This is a genomic window from Pseudothauera rhizosphaerae (assembly GCF_004801305.1).
GTDB classification, from domain to species: Bacteria; Pseudomonadota; Gammaproteobacteria; order Burkholderiales; family Rhodocyclaceae; genus Pseudothauera; species Pseudothauera rhizosphaerae.
Genome location: NZ_SSOD01000001.1, coordinates 243981 through 260775 on the forward strand (window position 1 = coordinate 243981; position 16795 = coordinate 260775).

Below are 16795 nucleotides of genomic sequence, written 5' to 3' on the forward strand. Positions count from 1 at the left end.
GGGTTCAGCGCCCGGTGAATTGCGGCGCGCGTTTCTGGGTGAAGGCGGCGATGCCTTCGGCGAAATCCTCGGAGGTGTTGATGGTCTCGATATGGGCGCGGGCGATGCCGGCGGCTTCGGTCGGCCCCTTGGGGATGACCTGGCCGACGAAGTTCTTCAGCACTTTCAGCACCAGCGGCGCGTTGGCGGCGATCTGCGCGGCCAGTTCCCGCGCCGTGTCGAGCTGCTGGCCCAGGGGCACGACCCGGTTGACCAGGCCGACCTCGTAGGCGCGCTGGGCGGTGATGGAACCGCCCACCAGCAGCAGCTCCATGGCCACCTTGTGCGGGATGCGCGCGGCGAGCGAGCTGATGAGCCCGCCGGCGAAACCCACCTTGGCCTCGGGGTAGGAGAACACGGTGTTGTCGGCGGCGACGGCCAGATCCGCCATCTGCACGAAGACCAGTCCGCCGCCCACCACCAGGCCGGCGGTGACGGCGATGATGGGCTTCTCCACCTGCACGCCCACGCCGGGAATCGCCTTCCACAGGTCGTGGGGAATGTCGCGCAGGTCGGCGCCGGCGGTGAAGGCGCGCTCGCCCGCGCCGGACAGGATGGCGACGCGGTCGTCGCCGTCCTGGAAGCGGCGCCAGGCGGCGGCGAGTTCGCGCACCACGTCGTGGGTGATCACGTTGTATTTGTCGGCGCGGTCGATGACGATTTCGGCGACGCCGTTGTTCGAGGTGTAGCGGACGGTACTCATGCGGGATTTCCTTGTTTGTGTCGGGGGAGCGCCTCTTCGGGATCGCTGCCCAGGGTCGCCACGCGCAGTGCGCGGGCCTCGACGCGGACGGCCTCGGCTTCGGCGCGGCGGCGGGCGAGTTCCTCGGCGGAGAGGCGCCCGGGGTTGGCGTAGTCCAGCTTCCAGTCGGAACCGGCCGACCAGCGCTGGGGCGACTGCACCGTGGTGCGCGGCGCGGGCGCCGATTCCAGCAGCCGCAGCGCCAGTTCCAGGGTCTGGGCCTGGGAGGCGGCGTCCCGCGGCTTGCCGGCGGCGTTGCCGAGCGGAAAGTCGGAGAACAGCAGGCGCGGCACCCCCGCGTGCTCCACGATGTCCTTGGCCGCGCCCAGCACCACGGTGGCGATGCCGGCCGCTTCCAGCCGGCGCGCCACCAGGCTCAGGGTCTGGTGGCAGATGGGGCAGTTGGGCACCAGCAGCACCGCATCCACCCCGTCCACGAGGCAGCCGGCGACGATCTCCGGCGCATCCACCTCCAGCGTGTGGCGCTGGCTGCGGTTGGTGGGCGCGCCGAAGAAGCGCGGTGCCAGTTCCCCCACCCGCCCAGCGGCCACCGCGCGGCGCAGGGCCGGCAGCGGGAACCAGCAGCCGCTGTCGGCCAGGTCCGCGTGCTTGCGGTCTATGCCCACGTGGGCGATGCGCAGGTCGTGGTCCCGCGCCGTGTCGCCCGTGTAGACGCGGTAGAACTTGACCGCCGCGTTGTAGGGCGCCCCCGGCCCCTGCTCGCCCTTGCCCGGCTGGAAGGGCGCGGCGGTGGTGACGATGGCCACGCGGCTCTTCGCCAGCGGCTTCTTCAGCGGCGCGAAGGGCACGTCCGCGTAGTGCGCCCACACGTAGGGGTTGTCGTAGCCCAGCGCCAGGTACCAGGCGCGGGTGCGGGCCATGTAGGGGATGGGGGAGCTATCCACGGCCGCGCTCAATCGAAGCGGATGCCGGCCGCCTGCACGACCTTGCCGTACCTGGCCGAGTCGTCCGCGAGGCGCCGGGCGAACTGTCCGGGCGTGGAGGGCCAGGCTTCCAGGCCCTGGGCCGCGAGCTTTTCCTGCACCTCCGGCAGCTTCTGGATTTCGGCGATTTCCCGGTTCAGGCGCTCGACCACCCTGGGCGGCAGGCCGGCGGGGCCGATGAGGCCGAACCAGGACGGCACCTCGAAGCCCGGATAGCCCAGCTCGGCCACGGTGGGCACGTCGGGCAGCAGCGGCGAGCGCTTCGCGGCGGCGATGGCCAGCCCCTTCACCTTGCCCGCCCTGATCTGGGGCGCGAGGATGGTGAGGGTGTCGAAGGAGAGATTCACTTCACTGCCCAGGAGCGCCGTGACCGCCGGCGCGCTGCCCTTGAACGGCACGTGCAGCAGCGAGATGCCCGCCGTGTTGGCGAAATACTCGCCCGCCAGGTGGATGATGGTCGTGCTGCCGGAAGAGGAAAAGCTGATCCCGCCCGGCTGCGCCTTGGCCTGCGTCACCACCTCCGGCAGGCTGGAAGCCGGGAAGTTGGGCGCGGCGGCGATGACCACCGAGGTGTAGGCGAGCTGGGAAATGGGGGTGAAATCCTTCGCCGCGTCGAAGCGCAGTTCCCTGGCCACGTGGGGCAGGATGGTGAGCTGCCCCGTGGGCGTGACTTCCAGCGTGTAGCCGTCGGGGGCCGATTTGGCGATCTGCTCCGCGGCGATGGCGGTGCCCGCGCCGGGCTTGTTCTCCACCACGACGGGCTGCTTCAGGCGCTCCGAGAGCTTCTCGGCGAAGAGCCGCCCCACCGTGTCGCAAGCGCCGCCCGGCGGGTAGGGCACGAGGAGCTTGATGGGCTTCTGCGGCCAGTCGGCGTCCTGGGCGAAGCCGGCGCCGGGCAGGACGAAGGCCGCGGCGAAGAGCGCCGGAACGAGGGTGCGGACAAAGGGGCGGAAGGAACGCATGGGAATATCCTTGGTGAAAGGCAATGTCATGCCGACGGGGTCTTGGAAAGCCGCAGCGATTCCGGCGGAATCCGGTCGACGCAGGGCAGCCAGGTGAGACAGTGGCCGCAGGAGTGGTAGCCCCAGGGGCGGAAGTGCTCGCCCACGGTGTCGCGGCCGTGCACGACGCACTTCTGGTTGTCCCGCGCTTGCGGGGCGATGGCGTCCGCCGGGCAGCGGGGAATGCAGGCGCCGCACTTGCCCGAGCTCGGGTAGGGGCAGTATTCGTAGATGTCGCTGTAGGGGCGGGGCGTGGGCGCGAGTTCCAGGTCGGTGACGATGCTGCCCATGCGGCCCGAGCAGCCCTTCTCCGTGATGAGCGCGCCGTGGATGCCGAAAGTCCCCAGGCCCGCGATGAAGCCGGCATGGCGCTCCGACCACATGGGCCGCATCTTCTCGGCGCGGTAGTCTTCCTCATTGCTGGGCGCGACGGCGCGGCCCCCGTGGCGTTCCACGAGGCGGACGAGGGCGCGGCGGGTGACGTTGTTGAACACTTCGCCGTTGCGGCGGCCCGATACCCATTCCAGCGAGGGGAAGAAGGATTTCTTCGGGTAGCCGCGCCGCAGCACCGTGGTGTAGGGCAGGAAATAGACGATCACCGATCTCGCCCCGGCGAGCCATTCGCCGGGCGAGCGGTGCAGCGGGCCGACCACGTCCGGCTGTTTGAGCGTCTCCCACAGCGGGTCGTCCGCGGCGGCGACGTGGACCAGCGGCGCTTCCCAGATGGGCGGATGCCCGCTTTCGGGGATGGCGTTGCGCGGATCGTCGCGGACGAGGCCGGCGAGGAAGGCGGCAACGTCCTCCCGCGCCAGCGCCGTGGAAGGAGACGAGGCCGGGGTCGATTGCAGGTCCAGCCACGGAGAGGGCGGCGCGGTGGCGGCCGTCTGCTGCGGGGTCGTCACGGTGCCTTCCAGCCGCTGGTGGAACGGGCGAAATCGTAGGCGTTCCACACCCACAGCCGGTCCCAGATTTCGTCCACCAGGCGCTCGGCGCCTTCGAGCGGGCTTTCCCCGTCGCCCAGGCGCGTCGCCTCGGCCCGGGAAAAGAGTTCCCCCTCGATGAAGTAGAACACCTCCCCGCGCACCGGGGCCGCCGCCTCCCGCACGGTGGCCCTGCGGTCGGACTTGCGCACGGTCAGCACCTTGCGCGCGTCGGGCCGATAGCCCCCATGGTTGGCTTCCATCAGGTAGTCGGCGATGGCGGCGACCACCGCAGGGCGGTCGAGCATGGGCGGCGGGGAGGTCGTGGCCTGGGTCATGGTCGGGCCCGTCCCTCAGGGCTGGGCGATCTCGATCAGCTTGGTCTTGGCGCCGCTGCGGGGCAGGCTGCCGAAGGGCAGGATCTCGACCTTGGGGCGGAAGGTGAGCAGCTCGCGGATGCGCTGCTCGATGCGCTGCGCGAGGTCGGCCCAGTGCGCCTGCGGCAGGTCCGCGCCGGCTTCCACGGCCAGCCGCAGGGGCGGCTCCACGCGGGGCGGCGGCCCGTCGAGGCGGATGCGCAGCTCGCCGGAGATGTCCGGCTGGAACTGCAGCACGACGCTCTGGATGGCGGCCGGGTAGACCTTCACGCCCTTGATCGCCAGCATGTCGTCCACCCGGCCGACGATCTGCAGGCGGGTGCCGAAGGTGCCGCAGCCGGGGCATTCGCCCACGTTGATCTTGATGATGTCGCCCGTGGCGTAGCGGAAGGCGGGGGCCGCCTGATAGTCCAGCGCGGTATGCAGGGCCTCGCCCACGGTGCCGTCCACCAGCGGCAGCGGGGCCTTGGTTTCCGGGTCCACCAGGTCGTAGCGGAAGCAGGTGTCATCGGTGAGGTAGTGCATGCCGTGGTAGTCCGGGCTGGCGCAGGAGATCAGCGCGTTGTGCCAGGCGCCCCCCATCATGTCGAACACCTCGGCGCCGAAATGCTCGCGCACCCGCTGGCGGAACGCCGGCAGGCCGGCGCCCGGTTCACCGGCGCACAGCACGCGGCGGATGCCGAGCGCGCCGACGGGTTTGCCGATCTCGCGCGGTGCGCGTTCGATCAACTGATTCACCATCGAGGGCGTGGCGAACAGCGTGGTGGGCCGGGTGAAATCGATGTAGTTGAGAATCTTCGGCACGCCGGCCTCCGCCCCCAGGGCGACCGGACGCGCGCCGTAGGCTTCCAGCGCCTGCACGTAGGTGACGCCGGCCAGCCACAGGGACAGGCCGAAGGCATGGAAGGTGGTTTCGCCCGGCCGGATGCCGGCGGCGGCGAACAGACGGGCCAGGGTCTGGTGCGAGGTATCCAGGTCGCGCTTGGTGAAGGCGTAGAACGTGGGCTTGCCCGTGGTGCCGGAGGTGCCGGCCAGGTGCACCACGCTTTCCAGCGGCGCGGTGAGATGCAGGCCGAAGGGGTGGTTGTAGCGGGCGAGCGAATCCTCCTGCGACTGGCGGTGGCTGGCCTTGTCCATGAAGGCCGGCAGGCGGCGGAAGTCGTCCAGGCTGCGGATGTCGTCCGGCGATTCGATGCCGGCTTCGCGGAAGCGCAGGCGGAAGTAGTCCTCGTTGCTCCACACGTAGCGGATCTGGTGCTGCAGCTTCTCCCAGCGGCGGGCGTTGAGGATGGCGAGGTACTCGCCGGGGTCGCGGGTGGGGACCTGGAAATCGTGGATGGTGCTCATGGAGTGGTTTCTCTGAATTGTCGGGCCGCCAATCAGATGGCACCCACCGTTCGCCCTGAGCTTGTCGAAGGGCGTTGCCCAGAGCGGGCTTCGACAGGCTCAGCCCGAACGGGTGTGGTGTATTCGATTGCGGGGCTGTTGAGGATGAGATCGGCGGCGCGCTCGGCGATCATGATCGTCGGCGCGTTGGTGTTGCCCGAGACCAGCGTGGGCATGATGGAGGCATCGACCACGCGCAGTCCGTCCACGCCGCGCACGCGCAGGGATTCGTCCACCACGGCATCCCCGTCGCGGCCCATGCGGCAGGTGCCGACCGGGTGGTAGAGGGTCTTGCCGGTGCGGCGGGCGAAGTCGAGCAGGGCCGCGTCGTCGTCCGCCTCCGGGCCGGGCTGGCGTTCCTCGGCGATATGGCGGGCCAGCGCCGGCTGGGCGGCGATGCGGCGGGCGTGGCGCAGGCCCTCGATCAGCGCGCGGACGTCTTCCTCTGCGGCCAGGTAGTTCGGGCGGATGGGCGGCGCGGCGAGCGGGTCGGTGCCGGCGATGAGGATGCTGCCGCGGCTCCTGGGCCGCAGCTGGCACACGCCGCAGGTCATGCCGGGGATGCGCTCCACCGCGCCGGTATCGAAGTTGAAGGAACCGGGCATGACGTGGAACTGGACGTCCGGATGGGCCGGGTCGGCGGTGGTCGGCAGGAAGGCGTTGATCTGTGCCGCCGACACCGTCAGCAGGCCGCGGCGGAAGAGCGCGTAGCGCAGCCCCTCCCGCACCGCGCGCCAGCCGCGCGCCGCCTCGTTGAAGGTGTTCAGGCCCTGCACCCGGTACACCAGGCTGACCATGTAGTGGTCCTGCAGGTTGCGGCCGACGCCGGGCAGGTGGGCCGTCACCGGGATGCCCAACGATTGCAGGTGCGCCCCGTCGCCGACGCCGGAATGCTGCAGCAGCGCGGGCGAAGCCACCGCACCGGCGCTGAGGATCAGCTCGCGGCCCGCGCGGAACTCCCGGGCCTGCCCCTGCACCAGCAGGCGCACGCCCACGGCGCGGCGGCCCTCGAACAGCAGCCGGGTGGCCCGCGCCCCGGTCAGCACGGTGAGGTTGCGGCGCTTCCTCGCCGGACGCAGGTAGGCGTTGGCGGTGCTGGCACGGATGCCTTTCCGCACGGTCATCTGGAAGTAGCCCAGCCCTTCCTGGCGGTCGCCGTTGAAGTCGTCCAGCACCGGGTAGCCCGCCTCCCGCGCCGCGGCCAGCCAGGCGTCGGAGAGGGGATGGCGCTCGCCGGGATCGGTGACCGCCAGCGGCCCGCCCACGCCGTGCCAGGCGTCCTCGCCGCGGGCCTGGTCCTCGGCGCGGCGGAAGTACGGCAGCACGTCGTTCCAGCCCCAGCCGGGATTGCCCAGGTCGCGCCACTCGTCGTAGTCCCGCGCCTGGCCGCGGATGTAGAGCAGGCCGTTGATGGCCGACGAGCCGCCCAGCACCTTGCCCCGCGGCCACAGGATGGCGCGGTGGCCGCTGCTCTCTTCCGGTTCGGTGCGGTACAGCCAGTTGCCGCGCGAGTGGGCGCGGTTCCACACGTAGCCCACCGGGATGTGGAAGGACGGATGGCGCCCCGCGCCGCCCGCCTCCACCAGCAGCACCCGGTGGCGGCCGTCGGCGGACAGGCGGTTGGCCAGCACGCAGCCGGCGCTGCCGGCGCCGATGACGATGAAGTCGTAGGTTTCGCTCACGGCGGCGGCACGCTCAGACGCTGTTCTTGGCCTTGAAGTCGGCAAGCAGCTTCTGCCAGTAGGGCTCGTTGGGCTGTTCGCGGACCAGGCCCTGCAGGGCCTTCCGGTAGAGGTCGAGGTTCACCGCGCCGTCGATGCTGCGCCCCTTGGCCTCGATGAAGCCGCTGCCGTCCATGACGGTCCAGAACTGGCGCAGGCCCTTCAGGTAGGGGTCGGTGCTGTTGTCCTTGTAGGGGTCGTAGAAGTCCGTTTCCAGCGTGGCGCGGTCGATGCGCACGTACTTGGCGAGCACGTCCAGCGTGCCTTCCCGGTTCTCGGCGGCGTACTTCTCGGCGCGCAGGATGGCGCGCAGGAACTTCTCGCTGACCACCGGATCGGCCTTGCCGCCGACGATGAGCCGGCAGCACACGTGGGACGGGTAGAGTTCGTGGGAGTAGAAGACGATCTTCATGCCTTCCTTCTCCGCGCGCAGGTCGTGGGGCCCCCAGGTCGCGCCCACGTCCACCTGGCCGGACTTGACCGCCGCGGTGACGGCCGGCGCGTTCTTCAGTTCGAAGATCTCCACGTCCTTCTTCCAGTCCAGCCCGGCGTCCTGCAGCGCGCCGCGCAGGATGGCGTCCACGGTGGACAGGCGCACGGTGGCGATCTTCTTGCCCTTGAGGTCGGCCGGGGTCTTGATCGTGGCCGCCACTTCCGGCCTGGCGATGAAGGACGAACCACCGCTGGTGATGCCGCCGATGATCTTGATGTCGGCGCCCTTGGAGATGTGGATCAGCGGCGCGGAGGTGCCGAAGGCCCCCACGTCGATCTTGTTCGAGGTCAGCGCATGGAGCCCGTCGGCGGAGTTGTGGAACTCGATCAGCTCCACCTCCAGCCCTTCCTGGGCGTAAAAGCCCTTCTCCTGGGCGATCATGAACTTGCCGTGGGTGCTGATGGGCAGGAAGCCCACCTTGAGGGTGTCGGCCGCCGCCGCCGTGCTCCCGCCCAGGGCCAGAACCAGCGCCAGCGCGTAACAAGCGCGGCGGACGGCGGAAAGCCGCACCGCGATACCTTTCTTGTGATTGTTCATGCTGTTTCTCCTGAAAAGATCGGGGGACGCCCGGCGCAGCGGAGCGCGGGCGCCTCAGTCCTGGAAGGCCACCTCGCGGGTGGCGCGAATGCTGGGCAGAACCATCACCAGGACCAGCGCCAGGGCCATCAGCAGCAGGGTCAGGCTCAGGGGGCGGGTGAAGAACACCGTGGCGTCGCCGCGGGACAGCAGCATGGCGCGGCGCAGGTTCTCTTCCATCATCGGGCCGAGCACGAAGCCCAGCAGCAGCGGCGCGGGCTCGCAGCGCAGGCGGATGAAGAGGTAGCCGAGGAAACCGAAGCCCACCATCAGCAGCACATCGAACAGGCTGTTGTTCACGCTGAACACGCCGATGCAGCACAAGAGCAGGATGGCCGGGTAGAGCATGCGGTAGGGCACCGCCAGCAGCCTCACCCATACGCCGATCAGCGGCAGGTTGAGGAGCAGCAGCAGGGCGTTGCCGATCCACATGCTGGCGATCAGGCCCCAGAACAGCTCCGGGCGCTCGCCCATGACCTGCGGACCGGGCACGATGCCGTGGATCATCATCGCGCCGATCATCAGCGCCATCACCGCGTTGGACGGCAGGCCCATGACCAGCAGCGGGATGAAGGAAGTCTGCGCGCCCGCGTTGTTGGCCGACTCCGGCCCGGCCACGCCTTCGATGGCGCCCTTGCCGAAGCGGGAACGGTCCCGGGCGAGGCGCTTTTCCACCATGTAGGACGTAAACGACCCCAGCATGGCGCCGCCGCCCGGCAGCACGCCAAGAACCGTACCCAACGTGGTGCCGCGCAGTACCGGCTTCCAGGAGCGGGCATAGTCCTCGCGCGTCGGCAGCACGCGGCCGACGCCGCGGATAGCCACCTCGCGGGATTTCTGCCTTTCCCGCTCCAGGTTGTAGATGATCTCGCCCAGGCCGAAGATGCCCATGGAAATCACGACGAAACTGATGCCGTCCGCGAGCTGGGGCATACCGAAGGTGAAGCGCTCCTCGCCGGAATTCACGTCGATGCCGACGAGGCCCAGCAGCAGGCCCAGCAGCGTCATCGCCACCGCCTTGAGGATGTCCCCCTGGGCCAGCACCACCGCGGCGATCAGCCCCAGCACCATCAGGGAGAAGTACTCCGCCGGGCCGAACTTCAGCGCCAGCTCCGCCAGCGGCGCGGCCGCCGCGGCGATCACCAGCGTGGCCACGGTGCCGGCGAAGAACGACCCGATGGCGGCGATGCCCAGCGCCGCGCCGGCGCGCCCGTTCTTCGCCATGGCGTGGCCGTCGATGCAGGTCACCAGCGACGACGACTCGCCGGGCAGGTTCACCAGGATCGCCGCCGTGGACCCGCCGTACTGGGCACCGTAGTAGATGCCCGCCAGCATGATCAGCGCGGCCGTGGGCGGCAGGCCGTAGGTGATGGGCAGCAGCATGGCGATGGTCGCCACCGGCCCGATCCCCGGCAGCACGCCCACCAGGGTGCCCAGCGTGACGCCGGCAAAGCAGTACAGCACGTTGCTCCAGGTCAGCGCCGAGGCGAAGCCGACCTGCAGGTGCTCCAGCAGTTCCATCCCGCGCCCCTCAGGCCGGCAGCACGGGCAAGGGCAACCCCAGGCCGTAGGAGAACACCGCCACGCCGAACGCGGCCAGCACCGCGCTCAGCACGGCCAGTTCGCGCACGTGCAGATCGCTGCGTGCCAGGCCGCTCACCAGCGTCAGCACCACGGTGGCGATCAGCAGGCCCAGTTGCGGCACCAGCAGCGCAAAGGCCACCACCGCCGCCCCCACGCAGGCCGCCGGACGCAGCGCCGGCGCTTCCTCGTCCGGCACCCGCTCGCCGTACAGGCGCAGGCTGCGCCACAGGATCGCGCTGCCCAGCAGCACGAGCACCGCACCCAGCAGCAGCGGGAAATACCCCGCCCCCATGCGCATCGCATTGCCCAGCGGATAGGACGAGGAAACGAAGCCGGCCGCCAGACCGAAGGACAGGAACAGGGCCCCCGCGAAGGCGTCGCGGCGATTGAGGATGCGGAGTTTCATGGCGATTCGGGCGTGATGGCAAATGGAAGCGGAGGGCGGTCGACCGGGGAAGTTATCACCCGGCGAAAGCCCGCCAAATCTGGATTTCGGCGCTGCTATCCACAAATTCTGCGTTTCGCGCTATCACGGACCCGTATCCCCAAGGTCATAGCCCCCGAAGACCGCGCCGGCCGGGATCGGGAGCGCCTTCACTCCCCCAGCCGGCGCAGGGCCTCGCGCAGGGTTTCCTCCCGCTTGGCGAAGCACAGACGGACGATATTCGCGCCTTGGGAGGCGGCGTCCAGGTAGAAGGGCGCGGTGGGCAGCACGGCGACGCGATGCCGTTCCAGCAGGCGCCGGCAGAAGGCTTCCGTGCCCTCCTCCACGTACACCTGCAGGAAGTAGGTGCCCTCGCTCGGCAGCACCGCGTGGCCCAGCGCCCGCAGCCCTTCGGCCAGCAGGTCGCGGCGGTGGCGGTATTCCCGCCGGAAATCCTCCAGGTACTCGTGGCGCCGCTCCAGCGCGTGGGCGAAGGCATGCTGGAAGGGGTGCGGCGCGCAGAAGGGAATGAACTGGTGCACCAGGCGCAGGCGGCGGCTCACGTCCGCCGGCGCCATGGCCCAGCCCACCTTCCAGCCGGTCATGCCGAAGGTCTTGCCGGCGCTCGAAATGGCGATGCAGCGCTCGCGGATGGCCGGCTGCGAGCGCCACTGCACGAATTCCCGGTGGGAGCGCTCGTAGGTCAGGTACTCGTACACCTCGTCGGTGACGATCCAGCAGTCGTGGCGGATGGCCAGCGCGCCGATGCGTTCCAGTTCTTCCCGGCTGAACACCTTGCCGGTGGGGTTGTGGGGCGAATTGATCATCACCGCCTTGGTGCGCGGGCCGAAGGCGCGGGCGAGTTCGCCGTCGTCGAAGCCGAAGGACGGCCAGCGCAGGGTGACCGGCCGCGGCACGGCGCCGATCATCTGCAGCGTCGCCACGTAGGAATCGTAGAAGGGCTCGAACACCACCACTTCGTCGCCCGCGTCCACCAGGGTCTGCAGGGTGGCGTAGAGGGCCTCGGTGGCGCCCACGGTGACGGTGATCTCGCTGTCGGGGTCGAACTCCGCCGCCCAGTCCTCCCGCTGCTGGCGCGCGATGGCCGCGCGCAGCGCGGGGGCACCGCTGGTGTGGGCGTACTGGTTGGCCAGCCCCTCGCCGCCCAGGCTCGCCCGCGCAGCCTCCACCAGCCACTGCGGACCGTCGAAATCGGGGAAGCCCTGGCCCAGGTTGACGGCGCCGAGTTCCCTCGCCCGGTTGGAAATGGTGGTGAAGATGGACTCCCGCAGCGGGTCCGTCCGGTGGGCAAAAGGTTTCATGCGGCACGCCGCTCCATGCTCGTGGATTCCATCGTTCAGTCTTCTCCCGCGTTGCCGCCCGACGCGGCCACGCCCTTGCGCTGCCGGCGCAGGCGCGCGAAGGCGCCCCGCACATGGCTGCCCATCAGGTCGGCCGCCATGCGCTCGTCCTGGTGCTCGATGGCCTCGGTCAGTTCCCGGTGCTGGAACAGGCTGCGCAGGAGGTCGTCCTCGCCGTAGTAGTAGAAGGAGCCGGTGACGCGCTGCACTTCGTGCAACTGCCGGGCCATCGCCATCAGCCGCGGCGAGCAGGACGCCTGCAGGATGGTTTCGTGAAAGGCCAGGTTGATGCGCTGCAGTTCCGCCAGGAAATCCTCCCCCCGGTTCGCCAGCAGGCGCTCCGTTTCCTCGTTGAGCGCCTGCAGCCGCGCCAGTTGCCCGGGCTGCCGGCGGCGCGCCGCCAGGGCGGCGGCGTGGGCTTCGAGCACGGCGCGCAGGTCGAAGACCTCGTCCACGTCCCGGTCGGTCCATTCGGCGACGAAGGCGCCGCGGTGGGCCTCCACGCAGATCAGCCCGTCGCTCTCCAGGCGCCGCAGCGCCGCCCGCACCGGGCTGCGGCTCACGCCCAGCTCGGCCGCCAGGTGTTCCTCCTTGAGCTGCATGCCGGGCGGGTACTCGCCCAGCGTGATGCGCTTGCGGATGGTGGTGTAGACGTTGCCGCCGATTCTGCTCATGCGTTCCCCCGGTGCGGTTGCGGATCGTGGGAGCATATGCGCACCGGGCTCATTCGCGCTTGATATCGGCGGCCCGCACCACGTCCGCCCACTTCTTCAGTTCGCTGGCGACGAAGGCGCGCAGCTCGTCCGGCCCCGAACCGGATACCGGCTCGAAGCCGATCTCGCCCAGCTTCGGCCCCAGGGCGGGGTCGTTGGCCGCCACGGCGAAGGCGTCCGCGAGCCGGGCGACCACCGCCGGCGGCGTACCGGCGGGGGCGAAGACCGCGCTCCACGAATAGGCATCCACCGCATAGCCCTGCTCGCCCAGCGTCGGCAGGTCCGGGTCGCCGCGGGCGCGGCGGGGCGCGGCCACGCCGATGCGCCTCAGGGCACCGGAGCGGACGTGGGGGTTGGTGGCGGCGAAGGTGTCGAACATGAAATGGATGCGCCCGGCGATCAGGTCCACGATGGCGGGGGCCGAACCCTTGTAGGGCACGTGCAGGGCTTCCACGCCGGCCACCCGTTTGAACAGTTCGCCGGCCAGGTGCAGGGGCGCGCCCGTGCCGGAGGAGCCGTAGGTCGCCCGGCCCGGATCCGCCTTGAGCCAGCTCACCAGTTCATCCACGTTGCTGGCGGGCACGGACGGATGGACGACGAGCACCAGCGGCACGTCGGCGATGTGGGCCACGGGCTCGAAGCTCTTCTGCGCGTCGAAGGGCAGCACCGGCTGCAGCGCCTGGTTCATGCCGTGGGTCGCCGCGGTGCCCAGCAGCAGCGTATAGCCGTCCGGCACGGCCCGCGCCACCGCCTCGGCGGCGATATTGCCGCTGGCCCCGGGACGGTTTTCCACCACCACTGGCTGGCCCAGCCTTTCCTGCAGCCGGGGCAGCAACTGGCGCACGAAGATGTCCTGCCCACCGCCCGCGGAAAACGGGACCAGCAGGTGTATGGGCTGGTTCGGGTAGGCGGCCGGCGCCTGCCCGTGCGCCACTGCGGAAACGGCCAGCAGCGCCAGCGCGGCGGCACGGAAGAGTTGCACGATGTTCATGGAATGTTCTCCAGGGGCGCCGTCAATGGCGTGGGACGGCCGGCTCACCCGGCAACCGCCGGTGCGGAGGCGGCGTCCTGGCGACTGTCTCCCCACTTCCGGTCGAACACCGCCAGGGCATCGTCCAGCGTGGCGGGCTGCACGCCGCCCACCAGGGTGGCGTAGTCCCCCTGGGCGGTCTCCTGCAGGCGGCGCAACACGGCGCGCGCCATCAGGGGCTCCACCCCCGCCTCCTCCAGAGTTTCCACGGTCTGGGCCACTTCCAGGCTGCGGCGGCGCGCATGGACGGGATGGGAGCGCACCAGGAATTCCAGCAGCTCGCGCATGGGGCGCTCCTCGCACAACTGGCAGAAGCTCGCCACGATGTCCTCGGTCAGGCCGTAGCGGCGCGCGCCCACCAGGGCTTCCACCAGCAGCACTTCCAGGCCCTTGGTGAGCAGGCTGCGGACGATCTTGATGCCGGCCGCGGCACCGGGCGCATCGCCCACCACCTGGATGCGCATGCCGTGGGGCGTCATCAGCCCGGCGAAGGCCTCCGCCCGGGCGCCCGCAGCGAGGATCTGGGCGCGGTGCAGGTCGCGGATGGGCATGCCGACGATGGCCGCGTCCACGAAGTCCCGCCCCGCCCCGCCGACCACTTCGGCCACCTGGCGCTTGACGGCGGGGCTGAGGGAATTGACGTCCACATAGAGCGGGCGCGGGCCGATGCGCGGCGCGCAGAAGCCGGCGGCCGCCAGCGCCGCGTCCTGGGGCACGGAGCTGAACACGATGTCCCGGTCCATGAAGCCCGACGGCGAGGCCAGCAGGGGCACGGCCAGTTCCACCGAGCGGCGTTCGGCCAGTTCCTTCTGCCGCGGCCCGGGCGGCTCGTCGTAGGCCAGGATGTCGAAGGCGCCCTGCTCCCGCAGACCGCGGGCAAAGCTCGAACCGACTTCGCCGAAGCCGATGATGCCGATTCTTGGAGTATCCGTTGTCGTCATGTTCCGTTCCCGTGGGGCGGCTGGCCGCCCGTCACCGCGTCACCATTTTTCCGGCGGCAGGATGGCCAGGCTTTCCCCCGCCGAGGCGCCGGCCGCCATGGCCGCCAGCACGCTGTGCTCCAGTCCGGCGGCGGCCCGCGCCCGGTCCAGCACGTCGGCGGCGATGGCCGCCGGCACCACCAGCAGGCCGTCGTCGTCACCCAGCAGCAGGTCGCCGGGCCACACCTGCACGCCGCCGATGTCCACCACCCCGTTGAACTCCACCAGTTCCAGCCGGTGCTTGCCGGTGCGGGGCGTGAGCGTGCGCGACCACAGGGGCAGCCCCAGTGCGCGGATGTTGGCGGCATCGCGCACCGCGCCGTCCACCACCACGCCGGCCAGCCCACCGTGGCGGACGGCGTTCGCCATCAGGCCGCCGAAGCTGGACGCCTCGCCTTCGCCCCCGGCATCGATCACCAGCACGTCGCCGGAACGGGTCAGGGCGATCTGGTCCAGCCCGCCCAGGCGCGGGACGTCGCCCCGGGCGAGACCCACGCCCGCGGCCCGGCGCACCCGGCTGTGGCGCACGGTGACGGCCGGGCCGACCACCCGCTGGCCGGACGCCAGGGGCGCCAGCCGGCCGGCGGGAACGGCGGTGTCGTAGCCAAGGCCGTCGAGCACGTCGGCCACCAGGGAGCACAGGTCGGGCAGCGCCCGGTAGCCCTCCACCAGGGCCGCCGGCGGACGTTCGATGTGCACGCGGCGGATCAGCCGCGCCGGCAGGAGTCCCTGCAGGGGTTCCTGCAGCGCCGCCAGGTCGCGCGCCACGTCGGGATGGGGCGTGGCGGGCAGGAAGGGCAGCACATTCATTTGGCGACCAGTCCCGCGTCGTCCGCGATGCGGGTCCACAGCTTGAGGTCGTTCTCGATGGCGCGGCCGAACTCGGCCGGCGTGGAACCGACGAAGTCCAGCCCCAGCTCCACCAGGCGGGCGTGGAATGCGGGCTGGCGGCCGATCTCGCGGATCTCCCTTTCCAGCAGTTGCACCACCTCCGCGGGAGTGCCGGCCGGGGCCAGCAGGCCCTGCCACCAGGACACGGCGAAGCCCGTCACGCCGCCTTCGGCAATGGTGGGTTCGCCCGGCGCCAGCGGGCTGCGCTGGGCACCGGCCACGCCCAGGCTGCGCAGGCTGCCGCGCTCGAAGTGGGGCTTGGCGGTGCTGAGCACCAGGAAGGAGAGATGCACCCGGTCGCCGAGCATCTCGTTGATCATCGGCCCCTGCCCCTGCAGCGGCACGTGGATGATGTCGATGCCCGCCAGCGCGCGCAGGTACTCGGTGGTCAGGTGCTGGGGCGCGCCGATGCCGGCGGAGCCGTAGTTGTACTTGCCGGGATGGCTCTTGATGTGGGCGATGGCCTCGGCCAGGTTCGCCCCCGGCAGGCTGGGCACGGCCGCCAGTGCGATGGGCATGTCCGCCACCAGGGAGACGGGGGCGAAGTCCTTGAGCACGTCGTAGGGCAGCTTGCGGTTCAGCGCCGGGGTGGTGACCAGGGTGTTGGAGGTCACCAGCAGCGTGTAGCCGTCGGCCGCGGCGCGGGCCACGGAGCCGATGCCGATGCTGCCGCTGGCGCCGGGGCGGTTTTCCACCACGAAGGGCTGGCCCAGGCGCTTCTGCAGTTCCTCGCCGAAGGCGCGGGCGACGATGTCGGTGCTGCCGCCGGGCGGGAAGGGCACCACCAGGTGCACGGTGCGGGCCGGGTAGCCCTGGGCGTGGGCCGGCAGGGCGAGGCCCGCGGCCAGCGCGGCGGCGGACAGCAGGCGGATGGATGCGGCAAACAGGGTTCTTGCGTTCATCCCGGACTCCGGGTTCGGAAGGGTTCCTTAAAGTTGGAAATCCACACCCTTGGCCTGCAGGATGCGGTTCAGGTCGAGCATGTCCCAGGTGGTCTTGCCCGCCAGCAGGGCTTCGCGGAAGCGCACCTCCTTGGCCTCGCGCTCCCGGCTGGCGGCCAGCACGGGTTCGATCTCGGCCAGCGGAATCACCACCACGCCGTCGTCGTCGCCGATCACCAGGTCGCCGGGATGCACCGTGATGCCGCCGACCACCACCGCACGGCCGATGGGGCCCAGGTTCTCCTTGACCGCGCCCTTGATCGAGATGGCGCGGGAGAACACGGGAAAACCGATCCCGCGGATGGTCTCGGCATCGCGCACGCCGCCATCCACCACCAGGCCCGCCAGTCCCAGGCCCTTGGCGCAACTCGCCATCACGTCGCCGAACAGGCCCTGCTCGCTGAACCCGGCCCCGTCGCACACCAGCACGTCGCCGGGGCGCGCGAGCTTCAGCGCCGCGTGCAGGGTGAGGTTGTCGCCGGGCGGGCAGCCCAGGGGGAAGGCCGGGCCGATCAGCTTCATGCCGGGGTAGAGGGGCTTGATGGCCGAATCCAGCGCCCCGCGCCGCCCGTAGGCTTCGTGGGCGGTGGCGGCGGTGACGCCGTGGTAGGCCCGGATGCGCTCGGGCGCCGGGCGGGGGAAGTCTCGGTCGATGTGACTCATGGCTGCGGA

The 16795-nt window shown here is 70.6% G+C and carries 17 protein-coding genes; all 17 read right to left on the reverse strand.

What is annotated here, in order from left to right; genetic code table 11:
* Positions 1–4: 4 nt before the first annotated feature.
* The 17 genes from E6O51_RS01165 to E6O51_RS01245 all read right to left on the reverse strand — a co-directional run bounded on the left by E6O51_RS01165 (position 5) and on the right by E6O51_RS01245 (position 16786).
* Positions 5–742, reverse strand: coding sequence for an enoyl-CoA hydratase/isomerase family protein (locus tag E6O51_RS01165; RefSeq protein WP_136383133.1), 738 nt, complete (start codon positions 740–742; stop codon positions 5–7).
* The gene (locus E6O51_RS01170; RefSeq protein WP_211091292.1) at positions 739–1686 is read right to left on the reverse strand and encodes a glycine/sarcosine/betaine reductase selenoprotein B family protein; all 948 of its coding nucleotides are present in this window, start codon (positions 1684–1686) and stop codon (positions 739–741) included. The genes E6O51_RS01165 and E6O51_RS01170 overlap by 4 nt, the downstream gene beginning before the upstream one ends.
* Positions 1687–1694: 8 nt before the next feature.
* The gene (locus tag E6O51_RS01175) at positions 1695–2687 is read right to left on the reverse strand and encodes a Bug family tripartite tricarboxylate transporter substrate binding protein (RefSeq protein WP_136383134.1); all 993 of its coding nucleotides are present in this window, start codon (positions 2685–2687) and stop codon (positions 1695–1697) included.
* 26 nt (positions 2688–2713) lie between these two features.
* Positions 2714–3628 (reverse strand): epoxyqueuosine reductase, encoded by a 915-nt coding sequence (locus E6O51_RS01180; protein WP_136383135.1) that lies wholly within the window; start codon positions 3626–3628, stop codon positions 2714–2716.
* Complete coding sequence (locus E6O51_RS01185) at positions 3625–3984, reverse strand: hypothetical protein (protein ID WP_136383136.1); 360 nt, start codon at positions 3982–3984, stop codon at positions 3625–3627. Before E6O51_RS01185 ends, E6O51_RS01180 begins: the two co-directional genes overlap by 4 nt.
* Before the next feature lie 15 nt (positions 3985–3999).
* Positions 4000–5370, reverse strand: a complete 1371-nt coding sequence (locus tag E6O51_RS01190; RefSeq protein WP_136383137.1) for a phenylacetate--CoA ligase family protein — start codon at positions 5368–5370, stop codon at positions 4000–4002.
* A gap of 32 nt (positions 5371–5402) precedes the next feature.
* A complete protein-coding gene (locus tag E6O51_RS01195; RefSeq protein WP_136383138.1) occupies positions 5403–7091 on the reverse strand; it encodes a GMC family oxidoreductase in 1689 nt (562 codons plus the stop codon).
* Between the two features lie 13 nt (positions 7092–7104).
* Positions 7105–8160 (reverse strand): ABC transporter substrate-binding protein, encoded by a 1056-nt coding sequence (locus tag E6O51_RS01200; protein ID WP_136383139.1) that lies wholly within the window; start codon positions 8158–8160, stop codon positions 7105–7107.
* A gap of 54 nt (positions 8161–8214) precedes the next feature.
* Positions 8215–9720: a tripartite tricarboxylate transporter permease gene (locus E6O51_RS01205; RefSeq protein WP_136383140.1), complete on the reverse strand. Its 1506-nt coding sequence runs from the start codon at positions 9718–9720 to the stop codon at positions 8215–8217.
* A gap of 10 nt (positions 9721–9730) precedes the next feature.
* The gene (locus E6O51_RS01210; protein WP_136383141.1) at positions 9731–10189 is read right to left on the reverse strand and encodes a tripartite tricarboxylate transporter TctB family protein; all 459 of its coding nucleotides are present in this window, start codon (positions 10187–10189) and stop codon (positions 9731–9733) included.
* Between the two features lie 188 nt (positions 10190–10377).
* Positions 10378–11529, reverse strand: coding sequence for an aminotransferase class I/II-fold pyridoxal phosphate-dependent enzyme (locus tag E6O51_RS01215; protein ID WP_136383142.1), 1152 nt, complete (start codon positions 11527–11529; stop codon positions 10378–10380).
* Between the two features lie 35 nt (positions 11530–11564).
* On the reverse strand, positions 11565–12242 hold the full coding sequence (locus tag E6O51_RS01220) for a GntR family transcriptional regulator (protein WP_168735144.1): 678 nt from the start codon (positions 12240–12242) through the stop codon (positions 11565–11567).
* Positions 12243–12291: 49 nt separating this feature from the next.
* Positions 12292–13272, reverse strand: a complete 981-nt coding sequence (locus E6O51_RS01225; protein WP_136383144.1) for a Bug family tripartite tricarboxylate transporter substrate binding protein — start codon at positions 13270–13272, stop codon at positions 12292–12294.
* A gap of 44 nt (positions 13273–13316) precedes the next feature.
* The gene (locus tag E6O51_RS01230) at positions 13317–14252 is read right to left on the reverse strand and encodes an NAD(P)-dependent oxidoreductase (RefSeq protein ID WP_136383145.1); all 936 of its coding nucleotides are present in this window, start codon (positions 14250–14252) and stop codon (positions 13317–13319) included.
* Between the two features lie 39 nt (positions 14253–14291).
* Positions 14292–15101: an RraA family protein gene (locus tag E6O51_RS01235; protein ID WP_136383146.1), complete on the reverse strand. Its 810-nt coding sequence runs from the start codon at positions 15099–15101 to the stop codon at positions 14292–14294.
* Positions 15098–16084, reverse strand: coding sequence for a tripartite tricarboxylate transporter substrate binding protein (locus E6O51_RS01240; RefSeq protein ID WP_136383147.1), 987 nt, complete (start codon positions 16082–16084; stop codon positions 15098–15100). The genes E6O51_RS01235 and E6O51_RS01240 overlap by 4 nt, the downstream gene beginning before the upstream one ends.
* A 27-nt stretch (positions 16085–16111) precedes the next feature.
* Positions 16112–16786 (reverse strand): 4-carboxy-4-hydroxy-2-oxoadipate aldolase/oxaloacetate decarboxylase, encoded by a 675-nt coding sequence (locus tag E6O51_RS01245; protein WP_136383148.1) that lies wholly within the window; start codon positions 16784–16786, stop codon positions 16112–16114.
* Positions 16787–16795: the final 9 nt, after the last annotated feature.

Bases quoted from the DNA above. Each gene is read 5' to 3' on its own strand.
- E6O51_RS01165 (WP_136383133.1), bottom strand. From the start codon at position 742: ATGAGTACCGTCCGCTACACCTCGAACAACGGCGTCGCCGAAATCGTC.
- E6O51_RS01175 (WP_136383134.1), bottom strand. From the start codon at position 2,687: ATGCGTTCCTTCCGCCCCTTTGTCCGCACCCTCGTTCCGGCGCTCTTC.
- E6O51_RS01185 (WP_136383136.1), bottom strand. From the start codon at position 3,984: ATGACCCAGGCCACGACCTCCCCGCCGCCCATGCTCGACCGCCCTGCG.
- E6O51_RS01190 (WP_136383137.1), bottom strand. From the start codon at position 5,370: ATGAGCACCATCCACGATTTCCAGGTCCCCACCCGCGACCCCGGCGAG.
- E6O51_RS01200 (WP_136383139.1), bottom strand. From the start codon at position 8,160: ATGAACAATCACAAGAAAGGTATCGCGGTGCGGCTTTCCGCCGTCCGC.
- E6O51_RS01205 (WP_136383140.1), bottom strand. From the start codon at position 9,720: ATGGAACTGCTGGAGCACCTGCAGGTCGGCTTCGCCTCGGCGCTGACC.
- E6O51_RS01210 (WP_136383141.1), bottom strand. From the start codon at position 10,189: ATGAAACTCCGCATCCTCAATCGCCGCGACGCCTTCGCGGGGGCCCTG.
- E6O51_RS01215 (WP_136383142.1), bottom strand. From the start codon at position 11,529: ATGAAACCTTTTGCCCACCGGACGGACCCGCTGCGGGAGTCCATCTTC.
- E6O51_RS01220 (WP_168735144.1), bottom strand. From the start codon at position 12,242: ATGAGCAGAATCGGCGGCAACGTCTACACCACCATCCGCAAGCGCATC.
- E6O51_RS01225 (WP_136383144.1), bottom strand. From the start codon at position 13,272: ATGAACATCGTGCAACTCTTCCGTGCCGCCGCGCTGGCGCTGCTGGCC.
- E6O51_RS01230 (WP_136383145.1), bottom strand. From the start codon at position 14,252: ATGACGACAACGGATACTCCAAGAATCGGCATCATCGGCTTCGGCGAA.
- E6O51_RS01235 (WP_136383146.1), bottom strand. From the start codon at position 15,101: ATGAATGTGCTGCCCTTCCTGCCCGCCACGCCCCATCCCGACGTGGCG.
- E6O51_RS01240 (WP_136383147.1), bottom strand. From the start codon at position 16,084: ATGAACGCAAGAACCCTGTTTGCCGCATCCATCCGCCTGCTGTCCGCC.
- E6O51_RS01245 (WP_136383148.1), bottom strand. From the start codon at position 16,786: ATGAGTCACATCGACCGAGACTTCCCCCGCCCGGCGCCCGAGCGCATC.